Below are 14,163 nucleotides of genomic sequence, written 5' to 3' on the forward strand. Positions count from 1 at the left end.
CGCAGACGGGGCCGGGGGCGGAAGCGGACAGGGCCGGGGGTTCGAAGGGAGCACAGGTGTCGACGGGATCGCTCGCAGGACAGGTCGCCCTGATCACCGGCGCCGGGCGGGGCATCGGCCGGGAGCTCGCCGTCGGACTGGCCGCCGAGGGGATGTCCGTCGGCCTGGTCGGCCGCACCCACGAGACGCTGACCGACACCCTCAAGGAGTGCGTCAGGCGCGGCTCCCGGGGCGTCGCCGTGACCGCCGACGTCACCCGCCCCGGCTCGGTGCGCGAGGCGGTCCGGGTGGTCGAGCGCGACCTCGGACCGATCGACCTGCTGGTCAACAACGCCGGCCTGGTCGACCGCGCCGAGGTGCCGCTCTGGGAGACCGACGCCAACCAGTGGTGGCAGGTGATCGAGACCAACCTGCGCGGCCCCTACAACCTGCTGCGCTGCGTGCTGCCCGGCATGGTCGCCCGCCGGCGCGGCCGGGTGGTCAACCTCAACTCCGGCTTCGCGCTGCGGCCGGACGGCGACTACACCGCGTACGCGACCTCCAAGGGCGCGCTGCTCCAGCTCTCCGACAACATGGCGGACTCGCTCGCCCGCAACGGCATCGTCGTCCTCGACATCAGCCCGGGCGCGGTGCCCACCGACATGACCGCCGGGATGCCGATGTTCAAGGACGCCAAGGACTGGAACTCCATCCCGTACATGGTCGCGGTCACCGTGGACGCCGCCCGCGGCCGCTTCGACGGGTTGCACGGGCGGTTCATCCACGCCGGCCGGGACAACCTGGAGGAGCTGGTCAACCGGGCCGACGCGATCCGCGCCGCGGACGCCCGCACGCTGCGGCTGCGCCCGTACAAGGACGACGACCCGATGGCCTGAGCGCGTCCTCAGGCGCAGAGCTGGCTGGCGGTCACCGGCTTGAGCCCCGCCTTGGCCAGCCCGTCCAGGATCCCGGGCAGCGCGTCCACCGTGCACTGGTGCCCCATGTGCAGCGCCACCACCGAGCCGCCGCGCACCGAGTTCAGCACCCGGCGCTGCAACTCGGCGGCCGACGGGTCGCCGTAGTCGCGCGGGTCGACGTCGAAGGACAGCACGTGCTCGTACCCGACCGCCCTGGCCTGCTCGCGCACCATCGGCGTGGCGTACTGCGCGGCGGAGGGGCGGAACCAGCGGCCGATCGAGCCGGTGAGCCGCTGCAGGCGCTCCGCGCACTGGGCGATCTCGGCGCGCGCCTGGTCCGGCGTCATGGCCGAGATGTTGAGGTGGTTCTGGGTGTGGTTGCCCAGCTCGTGGCCGCCGTCCAGGATCCGCCGGGCCATCTGCGGCTGCTGGTCGAGCCAGCTGCCGACCACCATCACGGTCAGCCTGGCGCCGCGCTGCTCGGCGGCCTCCAGCAGGGCGGTGGCCAGCTTCGGGTCGCCGCTGCCGTGGACGGTGAGCGCCACGTTCCGGCCGGTGCGCGGCCCGTACGCGACCTCGACCGGGGTGCCGGGCGCCAGCGGCGGCAGCGCGGGCGGGGCCGGCGGGGCGGAGGGCTGGGCGGCGGCCGCGGCGGTCGGCTCACCGGCCGGACCGGGCTCCGCCGGGGCGCTGGGCGCGGCGGAGGCCGGAGCTTCGCCACCGTTCCAGGCCGGGTCGGTGGTGTGCTGCGGGTCCACGGTGCCGGGGTGCGCGGCGAGCGCCCCCGGATCGGCCCGGCGGCGCGTTCCGGTGCCGCAGGCGGAGAGCAGGCCGCCGGTGGCGGCGAGGGCGGCGAGTCGGGCGGTGGTGCGCAGCACGGTGCGGCGGTCGGCAGTCATCGGCAGCCAGCATAAAGAGCGCGGTTCGGCCGGGCGATCCGGTGGGACCGGCCGTACCGGCCTTTGACGTGGACACCGTCCGTCACCGGGTGTTGCGTGAACCTGAACTCCCGCTGTTTCCGCGGATCGTCCTTGGATACGATCACCGCGCACCGCGTGACGGGCGGTGGCCAGGCTCTTCCGGCACGGCGCATTGGGGGCGGACAGGATGTACGAGGACAGCGCGGCGACCGGCCGGGGCGCGGACACCGAGTGGGACTGGGTCGGAGCCGACGACTGGCAGCCGCCGAGCGAGCTGGACACCGGCGTCCCGCACACCGCCCGGATGTACGACTACTACCTCGGCGGCAAGGACAACTTCGAGGCCGACCGCAAGGCCGCCCAGGCCGCGATATCCGCCTACCCCGCGCTGCCGCTGCTGGCCCGCACCAACCGGCAGTTCCTCGGCCGCGCGGTGGAGTTCGTGGCGGGCCGGGGCGTGCGCCAGTTCGTCGACATCGGCACCGGCATCCCGACGGTCGGCTCCACCAGCGAGGTCGCCCAGCGCGTCGCCCCGGACGCCCGGGTGGTGTACGTGGACAACGACCCGATCGTCGCCACCCACGCCCGCGCCCTGCTGGCGAGCCACCCGGCCGGGCACACCTCGGTGATCGAGGCCGACCTGCGCGACCCGGCCGCGATCCTCGGCCACCCCGCGCTGGCCGGCGCCGTCGACCTCTCCCAGCCGGTCGCGCTGATGCTGGTCGCCGTCCTGCACTTCATCCGCGACGAGGAGGGCGCGCAGCAGATCGTCCGCGCCCTGCGCGACGCGCTCGCCCCGGGCAGTGCGCTGATCCTCTCCCACGGCAGCCCCGACTTCGCCTCCCGCGAGAGCGCCGCCGAGGGCACCCGCATCTACCGGAGCGCCAGCGCCCCGCTCGTGCTGCGCCCGCGCTCCGGCGTCGAACCCTTCTTCGGCGACTTCGAGTTCGTCGGCCCCGGGCTCGTCCAGCTCCCGCTCTGGCGCCCCACCGCCGGCCACGTGCCCACCTCCGAACTCCCCGAGGGCTGGCAGGACGTCTCGGCGTACGCCGGCGTCGCCTTCAAGAAGTAGCCCTTCCCCGCTCCGTCGCGTCCGGCCCCGGCGCCCCCCTCCTACGCCGGGACCGGACGGCAGAAGCCTACGGACCCCCACTGACAACCCCTCACCTCCGGAGCCATCCCGCACCGTGACCCCCGCCCTGCCGCCGCTGCCCCCGGACGTCGCCGACCTCCTGCGGGCCGTCGACGCGCCGCCCCGCCTGGTCGCCCACCTCGCGCTGGTGCACCGGGTGGCCGAGGAGATCGCCGACTTCTGCGCCCGCGAGGGTCTGGCCTTCGACCGCGAGGCGGTCCGCTTCGGCGCCGCCACCCACGACATCGGCAAGGTCGTCCACCCCGAGGAGCTCTCCGGCCCCGGTTCCCTGCACGAGTCCGCCGGACACCGGCTGCTGCTCTCCCGCGGCGTCCCCGAGCGCCTCGCCCGCTTCGCCCGCAGCCACGCGAGCTGGGGTGAACCCGGTGTCACCGTCGAGGAGCTGCTGGTCAGCCTCGCCGACAAGGCCTGGAAGAACAAGCGCGTCCAGGACCTGGAGGACCGCGTGGTGGACCTCCTCGCCGCCGGCGGCAGGGAGCGCTGGGAGGCCTTCCTCGCTCTGGACGACCTGCTCACCCGGATCGGCGAGGACGCCCCGCGGCGGCTCGCCGTCCAGGCCGCCCATCCGGTCCGCACCGGGTGAAAACGGCGCGACAGGGCGAGCGGGTCGGTGTTAGCTTCCGCGGCATGGAACCCCTGAGTGAGAACGAGATCCGCGCGTCCTTCGTCAACTGCTCCAAGGGCGAGGCCCGTCGGCTCAACCTGCCCCGGGGCCTGGCCGAACTGCCCTGGGAGCACCTGGACTTCCTCGGCTGGCGGGACCAGGGCGCGCCCGACCGGGCGTACCTGGTGGCGCCGTACGGCGGCGAGCTGGTCGGGGTGACGCTGCGCTCGCCGGTGATCCGGCGCAGCCTGACCAAGACCAACGTGTGCTCGCTGTGCATCACCGCGCACGCCGGGTCAGGGGTGGCGCTGCTCGCCGCCCGCCGGGCCGGGACGGCCGGGCGCGAGGGCAACACGGTCGGCACCTACATCTGCGCCGACCTGGCCTGCTCGCTCTACGTGCGCGGGCTGAAGAAGTCCACCCTGGTCACCCGGCCCGACGAGTCACTGCCGCTGGAACTGCAGATCGACCGCACGGTGGGCAACCTCGGCGGCTTCCTCGCCAAGGTGCTCGCCACCGCCGACGCGTAACGGTCCGGTACCCCTCAGTGTCCGCGCAGCTGGTCCAGCTCGCGGCGCTCCCGCTTGGTCGGCCGCCCGGCGCCGCGGTCCCGCGTCCCGGCCGCCGCGACGAACTCGCGCGGCGGCCGCGGCGGGCTGTTGTCGAGCAGGCACTCTGCCGCGACCACGGCGCCGACCCGCTTGCGGATCAGCTTGCGCACCACCACGACCCGTTCGTAGCCCTCCTCGCGGATCCGCACCTCGTCGCCTGGCTTCAGCGCCTGGGCCGGCTTGGCCCGCTCGCCGTTCACCCGGACGTGCCCGGCCCGGCACGCGGCGGCCGCCAGCGCCCGCGTCCTGACCAGCCGGACCGACCAGATCCAGCTGTCCACCCGCACGCTTCCCTCGTGTTCAGCCATCCTCGGAGCCTACCCAAGACCTATCCCGCACGCGGTGCCTCCTGGACCGCCCAGCCGTTCCCGTCCGGGTCGTTGAAGAACACGAAGTTGTTCCACGCCTCGCCGTGCCCGTCCACCCGGCCCCCCGTCACGAAGTGCTGGACGGGGCTGACCGGCACGCCCCGCGCCGTCAGTTCGGCGTGCGCCTTGTCGATGTCCGGCACCACCAGCTGGAGGCCCTTCACCGAGCCGGGCGGCGAGTCGATCACCCCCTTGCCCACCACGATGGAGCAGGGCGAGCCGGGGGGAGTCAGCTGGACCACCCGGATCCCGTCCCGCAGCAGGGTGTCGTGGTCGACGGTGAACCCGACCTGCTCCTCGTAGAAGAGCTTCGAGCGGTCCACGTCGGACACCGGGACCACCACGACTTCGAGCTTCCACTCCATCGCCCTCACCCCTCTCGGTCGGGCTCTTCCAGTATCCGTCCGTAATCGTCCCCGGGGGCCGTCGGATAGCCTGAGAGCACGATGAATTCCCAGACCACGCCCGCCGCGACCCCGTCGAACACCGCCTTCGCCACCCCGTGGGGCACCTTCGAGCTCACCCGCTTCCCGGTGGACCCGCGCGAGCGGCTCCGGGGCTGGGACGCCGCCGACGAGTACCTGCTGCGCCACCTCGCGGGCGAGGCCGACAGCGCGGCCGGCGCCGCGACGGACCTGGCCGGCCGAACGGTCGCCGTCCTCGGTGACCGCTGGGGTGCGCTGACCACCGCGCTCGCCGAGTACCGGCCCCTCCAGATCACCGACTCCCACCTCGGCCGGCAGGCCACCCTGGCCAACCTGGCCCGGGCCGGCGCCGCCGTCGACGAGGCGCGGCTGCTGACCACCCGGGACGCGGTGCCGGAGCGGATCGACGTGCTGCTGGTGCGCGTCCCCAAGAGCCTGGCCCTGCTGGAGGACCAGCTGCACCGGCTCGCGCCGGCCGTCCACGAGGGCACCGTGGTGATCGGCACCGGCATGGTCACCGAGATCCACACCTCCACGCTCCAGCTGTTCGAGCGGATCCTCGGCCCGACCCGCACCTCGCTGGCGGTCCGCAAGGCCCGGCTGATCCTCTGCACCCCGGACCGGACCCTCGACCCCGGCCCCAGCCCGTGGCCGCACCGCTACGCGCTGCCGCCGGACATCGGCCCGGCCTCCGGCCGTACCGTCGTCAACCACGCGGGCACCTTCTGCGCCGAACGGCTCGACATCGGCACCCGCTTCCTCCTCGCCCACCTGCCCGTCCCCGCCCCCGGCGCCCGGGTGGTGGACCTCGGCTGCGGCAACGGCGTGGTCGGTACGGCCGCGGCGCTGGCCGGGCCCGGCGCGGAGCTGCTGTTCGTCGACGAGTCGCACCAGGCGGTGGCCTCCGCCGAGGAGACCTTCCGCACCAACCTGGGCCCGGACGCCCCGGCCGAGTTCCTGGCCGCCGACGCCCTGGCCCCGGACGTGGTCGCGGCCGGGTCGGTGGACCTGGTGCTCAACAACCCGCCGTTCCACTCCCACCAGGCCACCACCGACGCCACCGCCTGGCGGATGTTCACCGGCGCCAAGCGGGCACTGCGGCCCGGCGGCGAACTCTGGGTGGTCGGCAACCGCCACCTCGGTTACCACGTCAAGCTGCGCCGCCTCTTCGGCAACTGCCGACTCGTCGCCGGGAACCCCAAGTTCGTGGTGCTGCGGGCCGTCAAGCGCTGACCCGGGCGGCTCCGCCCCGCCGGGTCCCGGCATGAACTCCTTGCATGAATTTTCCGCCACGCGTATATTCATGCCAAGTCGAAGGAGGAACGCCATGGCATTGCGAGTCGCCGTCGCCGGCGCGAGCGGTTACGCGGGCGGTGAGGTGCTGCGCCTGCTGCTCGACCACCCGGAGGTGGAGATCGGGGCGCTGACCGGCGGCTCGAACGCGGGCACCAGGCTGGGCGCGCTCCAGCCGCACCTGTTCCCGCTCGCCGACCGCGTCCTCGACGCCACCACCCCCGAGGTGCTGGCCGACCACGACGTGGTGTTCCTGGCGCTGCCGCACGGCCAGTCCGCCGCCGTCGCGGAGGAGCTGGGCCCGAACGTCCTGGTGATCGACTGCGGCGCGGACTTCCGGCTCCGGGCCGCCGCCGACTGGGAGCAGTTCTACGGCTCCGCGCACGCCGGCACCTGGCCCTACGGCCTGCCCGAACTCCCCGGCCACCGCGCCGCGTTGAAGGGCAGCAACCGGATCGCCGTGCCCGGCTGCTACCCGACGGCCGTCTCCCTGGCGCTGTTCCCCGCGTACGCCGCGCAGCTCGCCGAGCCGGAGGCCGTGGTGGTCGCCGCCTCCGGCACCTCCGGCGCCGGCAAGGCCGCCAAGCCGCACCTGCTGGGCAGTGAGGTGATGGGCAGCGTCAGCCCGTACGGCGTCGGCGGGGTCCACCGGCACACCCCGGAGATGGCGCAGAACCTCACCCCGCTCGCGGGCGAGCCGGTCACCGTCTCCTTCACCCCCACCCTCGTCCCGATGCCGCGCGGCATCCTCGCCACCTGCTCGGCCAAGGCCAGGCCGGGGGTGACGGCCCGGAGCCTGCGCGCCGCCTACACCGAGGCGTTCGCGGACGAGCCCTTCGTCCACCTGCTGCCCGAGGGGCAGTGGCCGCAGACCAGCAGCGTCTACGGCGCCAACACCGCCCTGGTCCAGGTCGCCCTGGACGCCGCCGCCGGGCGGATCATCGCGATCAGCGCGATCGACAACCTGGTCAAGGGCACCGCCGGCGGCGCGGTGCAGAGCATGAACATCGCCCTGGGCCTACCCGAGGAGCTGGGCCTTCCCGTGAACGGAGTCGCACCGTGAGCAACAGCGTGAACGTCGGAGTGACCGCGGCCAAGGGCTTCCGTGCCGCCGGTGTGACCGCCGGCATCAAGGCCTCCGGCACCCCCGACCTCGCCCTGGTGGTCAACGACGGCCCCTCGCTCGCCGCGGCCGGCGTCTTCACCGCCAACCGGGTCAAGGCCGCGCCGGTGCTCTGGTCCGAGCAGGTCCTCAAGGGCGGCCGGGTCTCCGCCGTCGTGCTCAACTCCGGTGGTGCCAACGCCTGCACCGGCCCGCTCGGCTTCCAGGACACCCACGCCACCGCGGAGAAGGCCGCCGAGGAGCTGGGCCTCAACGCGGGCGAGGTCGCCGTCGCCTCCACCGGCCTGATCGGCGTGCGGCTGCCGATGGACATCCTGCTGCCCGGGGTCGCCCTGGCGGCGGGCGAACTCGGCGAGGCCGGCGGCGAGGCCGCCGCGATCGCCATCAAGACCACCGACACGGTGCACAAGACCGCCCAGTTCACCAGCCCGGCCGGCTGGACGGTCGGCGGTATGGCCAAGGGCGCGGGCATGCTCGCCCCGAGCCTCGCCACCATGCTGGTGGTGCTCACCACCGACGCCGCCGTCGACAGCGCCGCCCTGGACGCCGCGCTGCGCGGCGCCACCCGCACCACCTTCGACCGGATCGACTCCGACGGCTGCATGTCGACCAACGATACCGTGCTGCTGCTCGCCTCCGCTGCCTCCGGCGTCACCCCGGAGCAGGCCGAGTTCGCCGAGGCCGTCCGGACGGTCAGCGCCGACCTGGCCCGCCAGCTGATCGGCGACGCCGAGGGCGCGAGCAAGGAGATCCGGATCGACGTCACCGGTGCCGCCACCGAGGACGAGGCGGTCGAGGTCGCCCGGACGATCAGCCGCAACAACCTGCTCAAGTGCGCCATCCACGGCGAGGACCCCAACTGGGGCCGGGTGCTGGCCGCGATCGGCACCACCTCCGCCGCCTTCGACCCGAACGAGCTGGACGTCGCCATCAACGGCGTCTGGGTCTGCCGGGCCGGCGGCGTGGGCGAGGACCGCGACCTGGTGGACATGAAGGGCCGCGAGGTCGTCATCACCGCGAACCTCAACGCCGGTACGGCGGGCGCCACGCTGTGGACCAACGACCTGACGGCCGACTACGTTCACGAGAACAGCGCCTACTCGACCTGATCCGCGTCACTTCGTCCGCGACACCCTGGGCGGCGACACCCGGTCCGCGGACCGGATCCGCGACACCCGGTCCGCGACGCCAGATCCGCGACATCCGTTCCGACGAGGGAATCCCGTGCAGATCGCACCCAAGGGCGAACAGGCCCGCAACAACACCGCGTTGCCCAAGGCCATGACGCTGATCGAGGCGCTGCCGTGGCTGGAGCGCTTCCACGGCAAGACCGTCGTCATCAAGTTCGGCGGCAACGCCATGGTGGACGACAGCCTCAAGGCCGCCTTCGCCCAGGACGTGGTCTTCCTGCGCTACGCCGGCCTGCACCCGGTCGTGGTGCACGGCGGCGGCCCGCAGATCAGCGCCCAACTCGACCGGCTGGGCCTGGAGTCGAGCTTCACCAACGGCCTGCGGGTCACCACCCCGGAGACCATGGACGTGGTCCGGATGGTGCTGGCCGGCCAGGTGCAGCGCGAGCTGGTCGGCCTGCTCAACGAGCACGGCCCGTTCGCGGTCGGCATGACCGGCGAGGACGCCCACACCATGACGGCCGTCAAGCGCTACGCGGTGGTGGACGGCGAGCAGGTGGACATCGGCCTGGTCGGCGACATCGTCAACATCGAGGCCGGCGCGGTGAAGGCGATGATCGCCGACGGCCGCATCCCGGTCATCTCCTCGATCGCCCGCGGCACCGACGGCCACGTCTACAACATCAACGCCGACACCGCGGCCGCCGCCCTCGCGGTCGCGCTCGGCGCCGAGATGCTCGTCGTCCTCACCGACGTCGAGGGCCTCTACAAGGACTGGCCGAACTCCGACGACGTGATCAGCCAGCTCACCGCGAGCGAGCTGGAGGAGCTGCTGCCCGACCTGGCCAGCGGCATGCTCCCCAAGATGGAGGGCTGCCTGCGCGCCGTCCGCTCCGGCGTGGGCACCGCCCGCGTGCTGGACGGCCGGGTGCAGCACAGCCTGCTGCTGGAGATCTTCACCGACGAGGGCATCGGCACGATGGTCGTGCCGGACGACGAACCGACCGTGACCGGGGGACTGGCATGACTGGCATGACTGGCGGGACTGGTGCGACCCACAACGAGCAGCTCGCCGAGCGCTGGCAGCACTCCTTCACCGACAACTACGGCACCCCCCGCATCCCGCTGGTGCGCGGCGAGGGCAGCAAGCTCTGGGACGCCGACGGCAAGGAGTACACCGACCTGCTCGGCGGCATCGCCGTCAACGCCCTGGGCACCGCCCACCCGGCCGTCGTCGAGGCGGTGAGCCGGCAGATCGCCACCCTCGGCCACGTCTCCAACCTCTTCATGGCCGAGCCCACCATCGCGCTCGCCGAGCGGCTGCTGGAGCTGGACGGCCGCCCCGGCGGCCGGGTGTTCTTCTGCAACTCCGGCGCCGAGGCCAACGAGGCCGCCTTCAAGATCAGCCGGCGGACCGGCCGCACCCACCTGGTCGCCCTCCAGGGCGGCTTCCACGGCCGCACCATGGGCGCCCTCGCGCTGACCGGCCAGCCCGCCAAGCAGGACCCGTTCCGCCCGCTGCCCGGCGACGTCACCCACGTCCCGTTCGGCGACGTCGAGGCGCTGCGCGCGGCCGTCACCGAGGAGACCGCCGCCGTCTTCCTGGAGCCGATCCAGGGCGAGAACGGCGCCGTCCCGCTGCCCGAGGGCTACCTGAAGGCGGCCCGTGAGATCACCCGGGCCACCGGCACCCTGCTGGTCCTGGACGAGATCCAGACCGGCGTCGGCCGCACCGGCCACTGGTTCGCCCACCAGGCGTACGAGGGCGTGGAGCCGGACGTGGTCACCCTGGCCAAGGCGCTCGGCGGCGGCCTGCCGATGGGCGCGGTGCTCGCCTTCGGGCCGGCCGCCGAACTGCTCACCCCGGGCCAGCACGGCACCACCTTCGGCGGTAACCCGGTGGCCGCCGCGGCCGGGCTCGCGGTGCTGGACACCATTGAGTCCGAGGGCCTGCTGGAGCACGCCCGCAAGCTCGGCGAGCGGCTGCGGCACGGCGTCGAGGCGCTCGGCGACCCGCTGGTCTCGCACGTGCGCGGCGCGGGCCTGCTGCTCGGCATCGTGCTGACCGCACCGGTCTCGGCCGAGGTCCAGGCCGCCGCGCAGGAGGCGGGCTTCCTGGTCAACGCGGCCGTCCCGGACGCCGTCCGGCTGGCCCCGCCGCTGGTGCTCACCGAACCGGAGGCGGACGCGTTCCTGGCCGCGCTGCCGGGCATCCTCCGGACGGTGCGCGAGAGCGCCCCGGCCGATGCGAGTTGACCGCCGTCCGGGAGAATAATCACATGACCGCATCCCACTCCGGCCCATCCGCCGCCGGCCCGACGCCGCAGGTCCCGCAGACCCGCACCGCGCGCCACCGGCGGATCGTGGACCTGCTCACCCGCCAGCCCGTGCGTTCGCAGAGCCAGCTCGCCAAGCTGCTCGCCGACGACGGACTCGTGGTCACCCAGGCCACCCTCTCCCGGGACCTGGACGAGCTGGGCGCGGTCAAGATCCGCAACCGGGACGGCGCGCTGATCTACGCCGTCCCGGCCGAGGGCGGCGACCGCACGCCGCGCGCCCCGATGGGGGAGTCGGCCAGCGAGGGCCGGATGGCCCGGCTGGCCGGCGAGCTCATGGTCTCCGCGACGGCCTCCGGCAACCTGGTGGTGCTGCGCACCCCGCCGGGCGCCGCCCAGTTCCTGGCCTCGGCGATCGACCAGGCCGAGGTGTTCGAGATCATCGGCACCATCGCGGGCGACGACACCGTCCTGCTGATCAGCCGCGACCCGGCCGGCGGCCAGGCGCTCGCCGACCACCTCATGCAACTCGCCCAGGCGAAGGCGCAGTAGCGCCCCGCCGCGGCGAGCGCGGCACCGCCCGACCCCACGACCCCGGCCGACGGAGACCGTCCGGCCGGGGTTTGTTTTTCATACGGCATCGTGCATACTTATGCCACGCACCGCACATCCATGAAGGAGCCACGCGATGACCGCCGAGCAGTCCTCCGACGTCCGCCTCTGGGGCGCGCGCTTCGCCGACGGCCCGTCCGAGGCGCTGGCCAGGCTCTCGGCCTCGGTCCACTTCGACTGGCGCCTCGCGCCGTACGACATCGCCGGCTCCAAGGCGCACGCCCGGGTCCTGCACAAGGCGGGACTGCTCTCCGACGAGGAGCTGGCCGGCATGCTGGCCGGCCTGGACCGGCTGCTCGCCGACGTCGAGGCGGGCGCCTTCACCGGCACCGTCGCCGACGAGGACGTGCACACCGCCCTGGAGCGCGGCCTGCTGGAGCGCCTCGGCCCCGACCTCGGCGGCAAGCTCCGGGCCGGACGCTCGCGCAACGACCAGATCGCCACCCTGTTCCGGATGTACCTGCGGGACCACGCGAGGACCATCGGCGGCCTGCTGCTCGACCTCCAGCAGGCCCTGGTCGGCCTCGCCGAGGCGCACCCGGACACCGCGATGCCGGGCCGCACCCACCTCCAGCACGCCCAGCCGGTGCTCTTCGCCCACCACGTCCTCGCGCACGTGCAGGCCCTCGGCCGGGACGCCGAGCGGCTGCGCCAGTGGGACGCCCGCACCGCCGTCTCGCCGTACGGCTCCGGCGCGCTGGCCGGCTCCTCGCTCGGCCTCGACCCGCAGGCCGTCGCCGCCGACCTCGGCTTCGAGGGCGGCTCGGCGGGCAACTCCATCGACGGCACCGCCTCGCGCGACTTCGTCGCCGAGTTCGCCTTCGTGACGGCGATGATCGGCATCAACCTCTCCCGGATCGCGGAGGAGGTGATCATCTGGAACACCAAGGAGTTCGGCTTCATCACGCTGCACGACGCCTTCTCCACCGGCTCCTCGATCATGCCGCAGAAGAAGAACCCGGACATCGCCGAGCTCGCCCGGGGCAAGTCCGGCCGGCTGATCGGCAACCTGACCGGCCTGCTGGCCACCCTCAAGGCGCTGCCGCTGGCCTACAACCGGGACCTCCAGGAGGACAAGGAGCCGGTCTTCGACTCCTGCGACACGCTGGAGGTGCTGCTGCCCGCGTTCACCGGGATGATGGCCACCCTCACCGTGCACCGGGAGCGGCTGGAGGAGCTGGCCCCGGCCGGCTTCTCGCTCGCCACCGACATCGCCGAGTGGCTGGTCAAGCAGGGCGTGCCGTTCCGGGTCGCGCACGAGGTGGCCGGTGCCTGCGTCAAGGTCTGCGAGGCCGAGGGCATCGAGCTGTCCGACCTGACGGACGAGCAGTTCGCCGCGATCTCCGGGCACCTGACGCCCGAGGTGCGCTCGGTGCTCAGCGTCCACGGGGCCATCGCCGCCCGTGACGGGCGCGGCGGCACCGCCCCCTCGGCGGTCGCGGTCCAGCTCGCCGAGGTGAAGGCGGACCTGGCGCGGCAGCGGGAGTGGGCCCGGGGCTGACCTCCGGCGAACGCGGGCCGGGGCCGACCCCCGGCGCGGCGGGGGAGGGGCGCGGCGGTCCGACCGGCGCGCCCCTCCCGCGTCCGCGCGTCGGCCCGGGCGTAACCGGCCCCGCCCCGGACCGTCATCCACGGTGTGTGCACCGCCATCCCGCCCGTCCCCTCCGCCGAGGACGTCTACCTCGCCGAACACCGCCGCCGGGTGGTCCGCGACACTGTCGCCGCCCTGCCCGGCCGCTGTCCGCAGCTGATCGCCGCGCTCGCCGAGGACCCGCCGCCCACCTACCGTGAGCTCGCCGAGCGGCTCGGCATGCCGCGCGGCTCGATCGGCCCCACCCGTTCCCGCTGCCTGGCCTGCCTGCGGACGCTGCTCCACGGGGAGCGCTACCCCTGAGCGCGGGCCCGTACGACCCCGCGGAACCCTCGTGGCCCGGGAGGTGACCCTCCTCACGTCCACCCCCGCGAAGGTTGAGGGGAGCTGACCCCCGGGTAGAGCGCTGGCGAACGCAGCTCTTGACGGTGACGCGATCACTCGGATACTGAGCGTGAGCGCGCCACCCTCTGCGCGCCGGGCACGACGACTGGGGAGGCCCCTTCACATGGGCATGAGCGTGATCATCTCGGCCGCGACGGCCGAGGATGCGGAGCAGATCCTCAAGCTCCAGTACCTCGGCTACCAGCCCGAGGCCGAGCTGTACGGCGACTGGGCGATCGAGCCCCTGACGCAGAGCCTGGAGAGCCTGCGCGCCGAACTGTCCGAACAGCACTTCCTGGTCGCCCGGCTGGGCGACGAGGTGGTGGGCACGGTCCGCGGCCATGTCGGCGCCGACGGCGTCGGCCGGATAGGGCGCCTGGTCGTCCATCCGCGGATGCAGCGCCACGGCCTCGGCAGCCGGCTGATGGACGCGCTGGAGCGCAGCATGGCCCAGGACGGCCCGGTGAGCGCCTACCGGCTGACCACCGGCCACCGCAGCCTCGGCAACCTGCGGCTGTACGCCCGCCAGGGGTACCGTCAGACCCGGGTCGAGCAGGTCAACAGCCGGCTGAGCGTCGTCCACCTGGAGAAGCCCGTCGCGACGCCGTTCGCCGCGACGGCCTGAGCCCGCCCCGCGCACGGTTCCCGGCGCCGCCACCATCCGGACCCCCGGTGGCGGCGCCGAGCCGTATCCGCGCTGGTAGCAGCGGTGCATGTCCGCATTGCGGACAGCTCCGGCAAATAATTGGGCGGAAAACCACCCATCTGTTTTACTGG

Annotated in this window: 16 protein-coding genes; 13 read left to right on the plus strand and 3 right to left on the minus strand. The window is 73.6% G+C overall.

Features of this window, described 5'->3' with window-relative positions:
• Positions 1-56: 56 nt before the first annotated feature.
• Positions 57-875 carry an SDR family NAD(P)-dependent oxidoreductase gene (locus ACZ7RU_RS18350; RefSeq protein ID WP_470341960.1) on the plus strand — a complete coding sequence of 273 codons (819 nt, stop codon included), beginning with the start codon at positions 57-59 and terminating at the stop codon, positions 873-875.
• Positions 876-883: 8 nt separating this feature from the next.
• On the opposite strand, the gene ACZ7RU_RS18355 is transcribed toward ACZ7RU_RS18350, so the two are convergent.
• On the minus strand, positions 884-1,795 hold the full coding sequence (locus ACZ7RU_RS18355) for a polysaccharide deacetylase family protein (RefSeq protein ID WP_470341961.1): 912 nt from the start codon (positions 1,793-1,795) through the stop codon (positions 884-886).
• Positions 1,796-2,003: 208 nt separating this feature from the next.
• On the opposite strand from ACZ7RU_RS18355, the gene ACZ7RU_RS18360 reads away from it, so the two are divergent.
• The 3 genes from ACZ7RU_RS18360 (at position 2,004) to ACZ7RU_RS18370 (ending at position 4,103) form a co-directional block, all read left to right on the plus strand.
• Positions 2,004-2,888, plus strand: a complete 885-nt coding sequence (locus tag ACZ7RU_RS18360) for an SAM-dependent methyltransferase (RefSeq protein ID WP_470341962.1) — start codon at positions 2,004-2,006, stop codon at positions 2,886-2,888.
• A gap of 115 nt (positions 2,889-3,003) precedes the next feature.
• Entirely contained in the window at positions 3,004-3,552 is a 549-nt protein-coding gene (locus ACZ7RU_RS18365; RefSeq protein WP_470341963.1) for an HD domain-containing protein, read from the plus strand.
• Between the two features lie 44 nt (positions 3,553-3,596).
• Entirely contained in the window at positions 3,597-4,103 is a 507-nt protein-coding gene (locus tag ACZ7RU_RS18370) for an FBP domain-containing protein (RefSeq protein WP_470341964.1), read from the plus strand.
• 14 nt (positions 4,104-4,117) lie between these two features.
• Here ACZ7RU_RS18370 and ACZ7RU_RS18375 read toward each other — a convergent pair whose 3' ends face one another.
• Positions 4,118-4,492: an RNA-binding S4 domain-containing protein gene (locus ACZ7RU_RS18375; RefSeq protein WP_470341965.1), complete on the minus strand. Its 375-nt coding sequence runs from the start codon at positions 4,490-4,492 to the stop codon at positions 4,118-4,120.
• A 20-nt stretch (positions 4,493-4,512) separates the two neighbouring features.
• Complete coding sequence (locus tag ACZ7RU_RS18380; protein WP_401104830.1) at positions 4,513-4,917, minus strand: VOC family protein; 405 nt, start codon at positions 4,915-4,917, stop codon at positions 4,513-4,515.
• An 81-nt stretch (positions 4,918-4,998) separates the two neighbouring features.
• Between ACZ7RU_RS18380 and ACZ7RU_RS18385 the strand changes: the two genes are divergently transcribed.
• The 9 genes from ACZ7RU_RS18385 (at position 4,999) to ACZ7RU_RS18425 (ending at position 14,011) form a co-directional block, all read left to right on the plus strand.
• The gene (locus ACZ7RU_RS18385; protein ID WP_470341966.1) at positions 4,999-6,210 is read left to right on the plus strand and encodes a methyltransferase; all 1,212 of its coding nucleotides are present in this window, start codon (positions 4,999-5,001) and stop codon (positions 6,208-6,210) included.
• A gap of 94 nt (positions 6,211-6,304) precedes the next feature.
• Complete coding sequence (gene argC, locus ACZ7RU_RS18390) at positions 6,305-7,333, plus strand: N-acetyl-gamma-glutamyl-phosphate reductase (RefSeq protein WP_470341967.1); 1,029 nt, start codon at positions 6,305-6,307, stop codon at positions 7,331-7,333.
• Positions 7,330-8,502 carry a bifunctional glutamate N-acetyltransferase/amino-acid acetyltransferase ArgJ gene (gene argJ, locus ACZ7RU_RS18395; protein WP_470341968.1) on the plus strand — a complete coding sequence of 391 codons (1,173 nt, stop codon included), beginning with the start codon at positions 7,330-7,332 and terminating at the stop codon, positions 8,500-8,502. Before argC ends, argJ begins: the two co-directional genes overlap by 4 nt.
• Positions 8,503-8,674: 172 nt before the next feature.
• Positions 8,675-9,550, plus strand: a complete 876-nt coding sequence (gene argB, locus ACZ7RU_RS18400) for an acetylglutamate kinase (protein ID WP_470342178.1) — start codon at positions 8,675-8,677, stop codon at positions 9,548-9,550.
• 5 nt (positions 9,551-9,555) lie between these two features.
• Positions 9,556-10,779, plus strand: coding sequence for an acetylornithine transaminase (locus ACZ7RU_RS18405; RefSeq protein WP_470341969.1), 1,224 nt, complete (start codon positions 9,556-9,558; stop codon positions 10,777-10,779).
• Between the two features lie 23 nt (positions 10,780-10,802).
• Positions 10,803-11,351, plus strand: coding sequence for an arginine repressor (locus ACZ7RU_RS18410; protein WP_049652068.1), 549 nt, complete (start codon positions 10,803-10,805; stop codon positions 11,349-11,351).
• Positions 11,352-11,487: 136 nt separating this feature from the next.
• Positions 11,488-12,912: an argininosuccinate lyase gene (gene argH, locus ACZ7RU_RS18415; RefSeq protein WP_470341970.1), complete on the plus strand. Its 1,425-nt coding sequence runs from the start codon at positions 11,488-11,490 to the stop codon at positions 12,910-12,912.
• A 135-nt stretch (positions 12,913-13,047) separates the two neighbouring features.
• Positions 13,048-13,305, plus strand: coding sequence for a sigma-70 RNA polymerase sigma factor region 4 domain-containing protein (locus ACZ7RU_RS18420; protein WP_470341971.1), 258 nt, complete (start codon positions 13,048-13,050; stop codon positions 13,303-13,305).
• Between the two features lie 205 nt (positions 13,306-13,510).
• Entirely contained in the window at positions 13,511-14,011 is a 501-nt protein-coding gene (locus ACZ7RU_RS18425) for a GNAT family N-acetyltransferase (protein ID WP_470341972.1), read from the plus strand.
• Positions 14,012-14,163: the final 152 nt, after the last annotated feature.

It is taken from the genome of Kitasatospora sp. NPDC114501 (genome assembly GCF_055633695.1).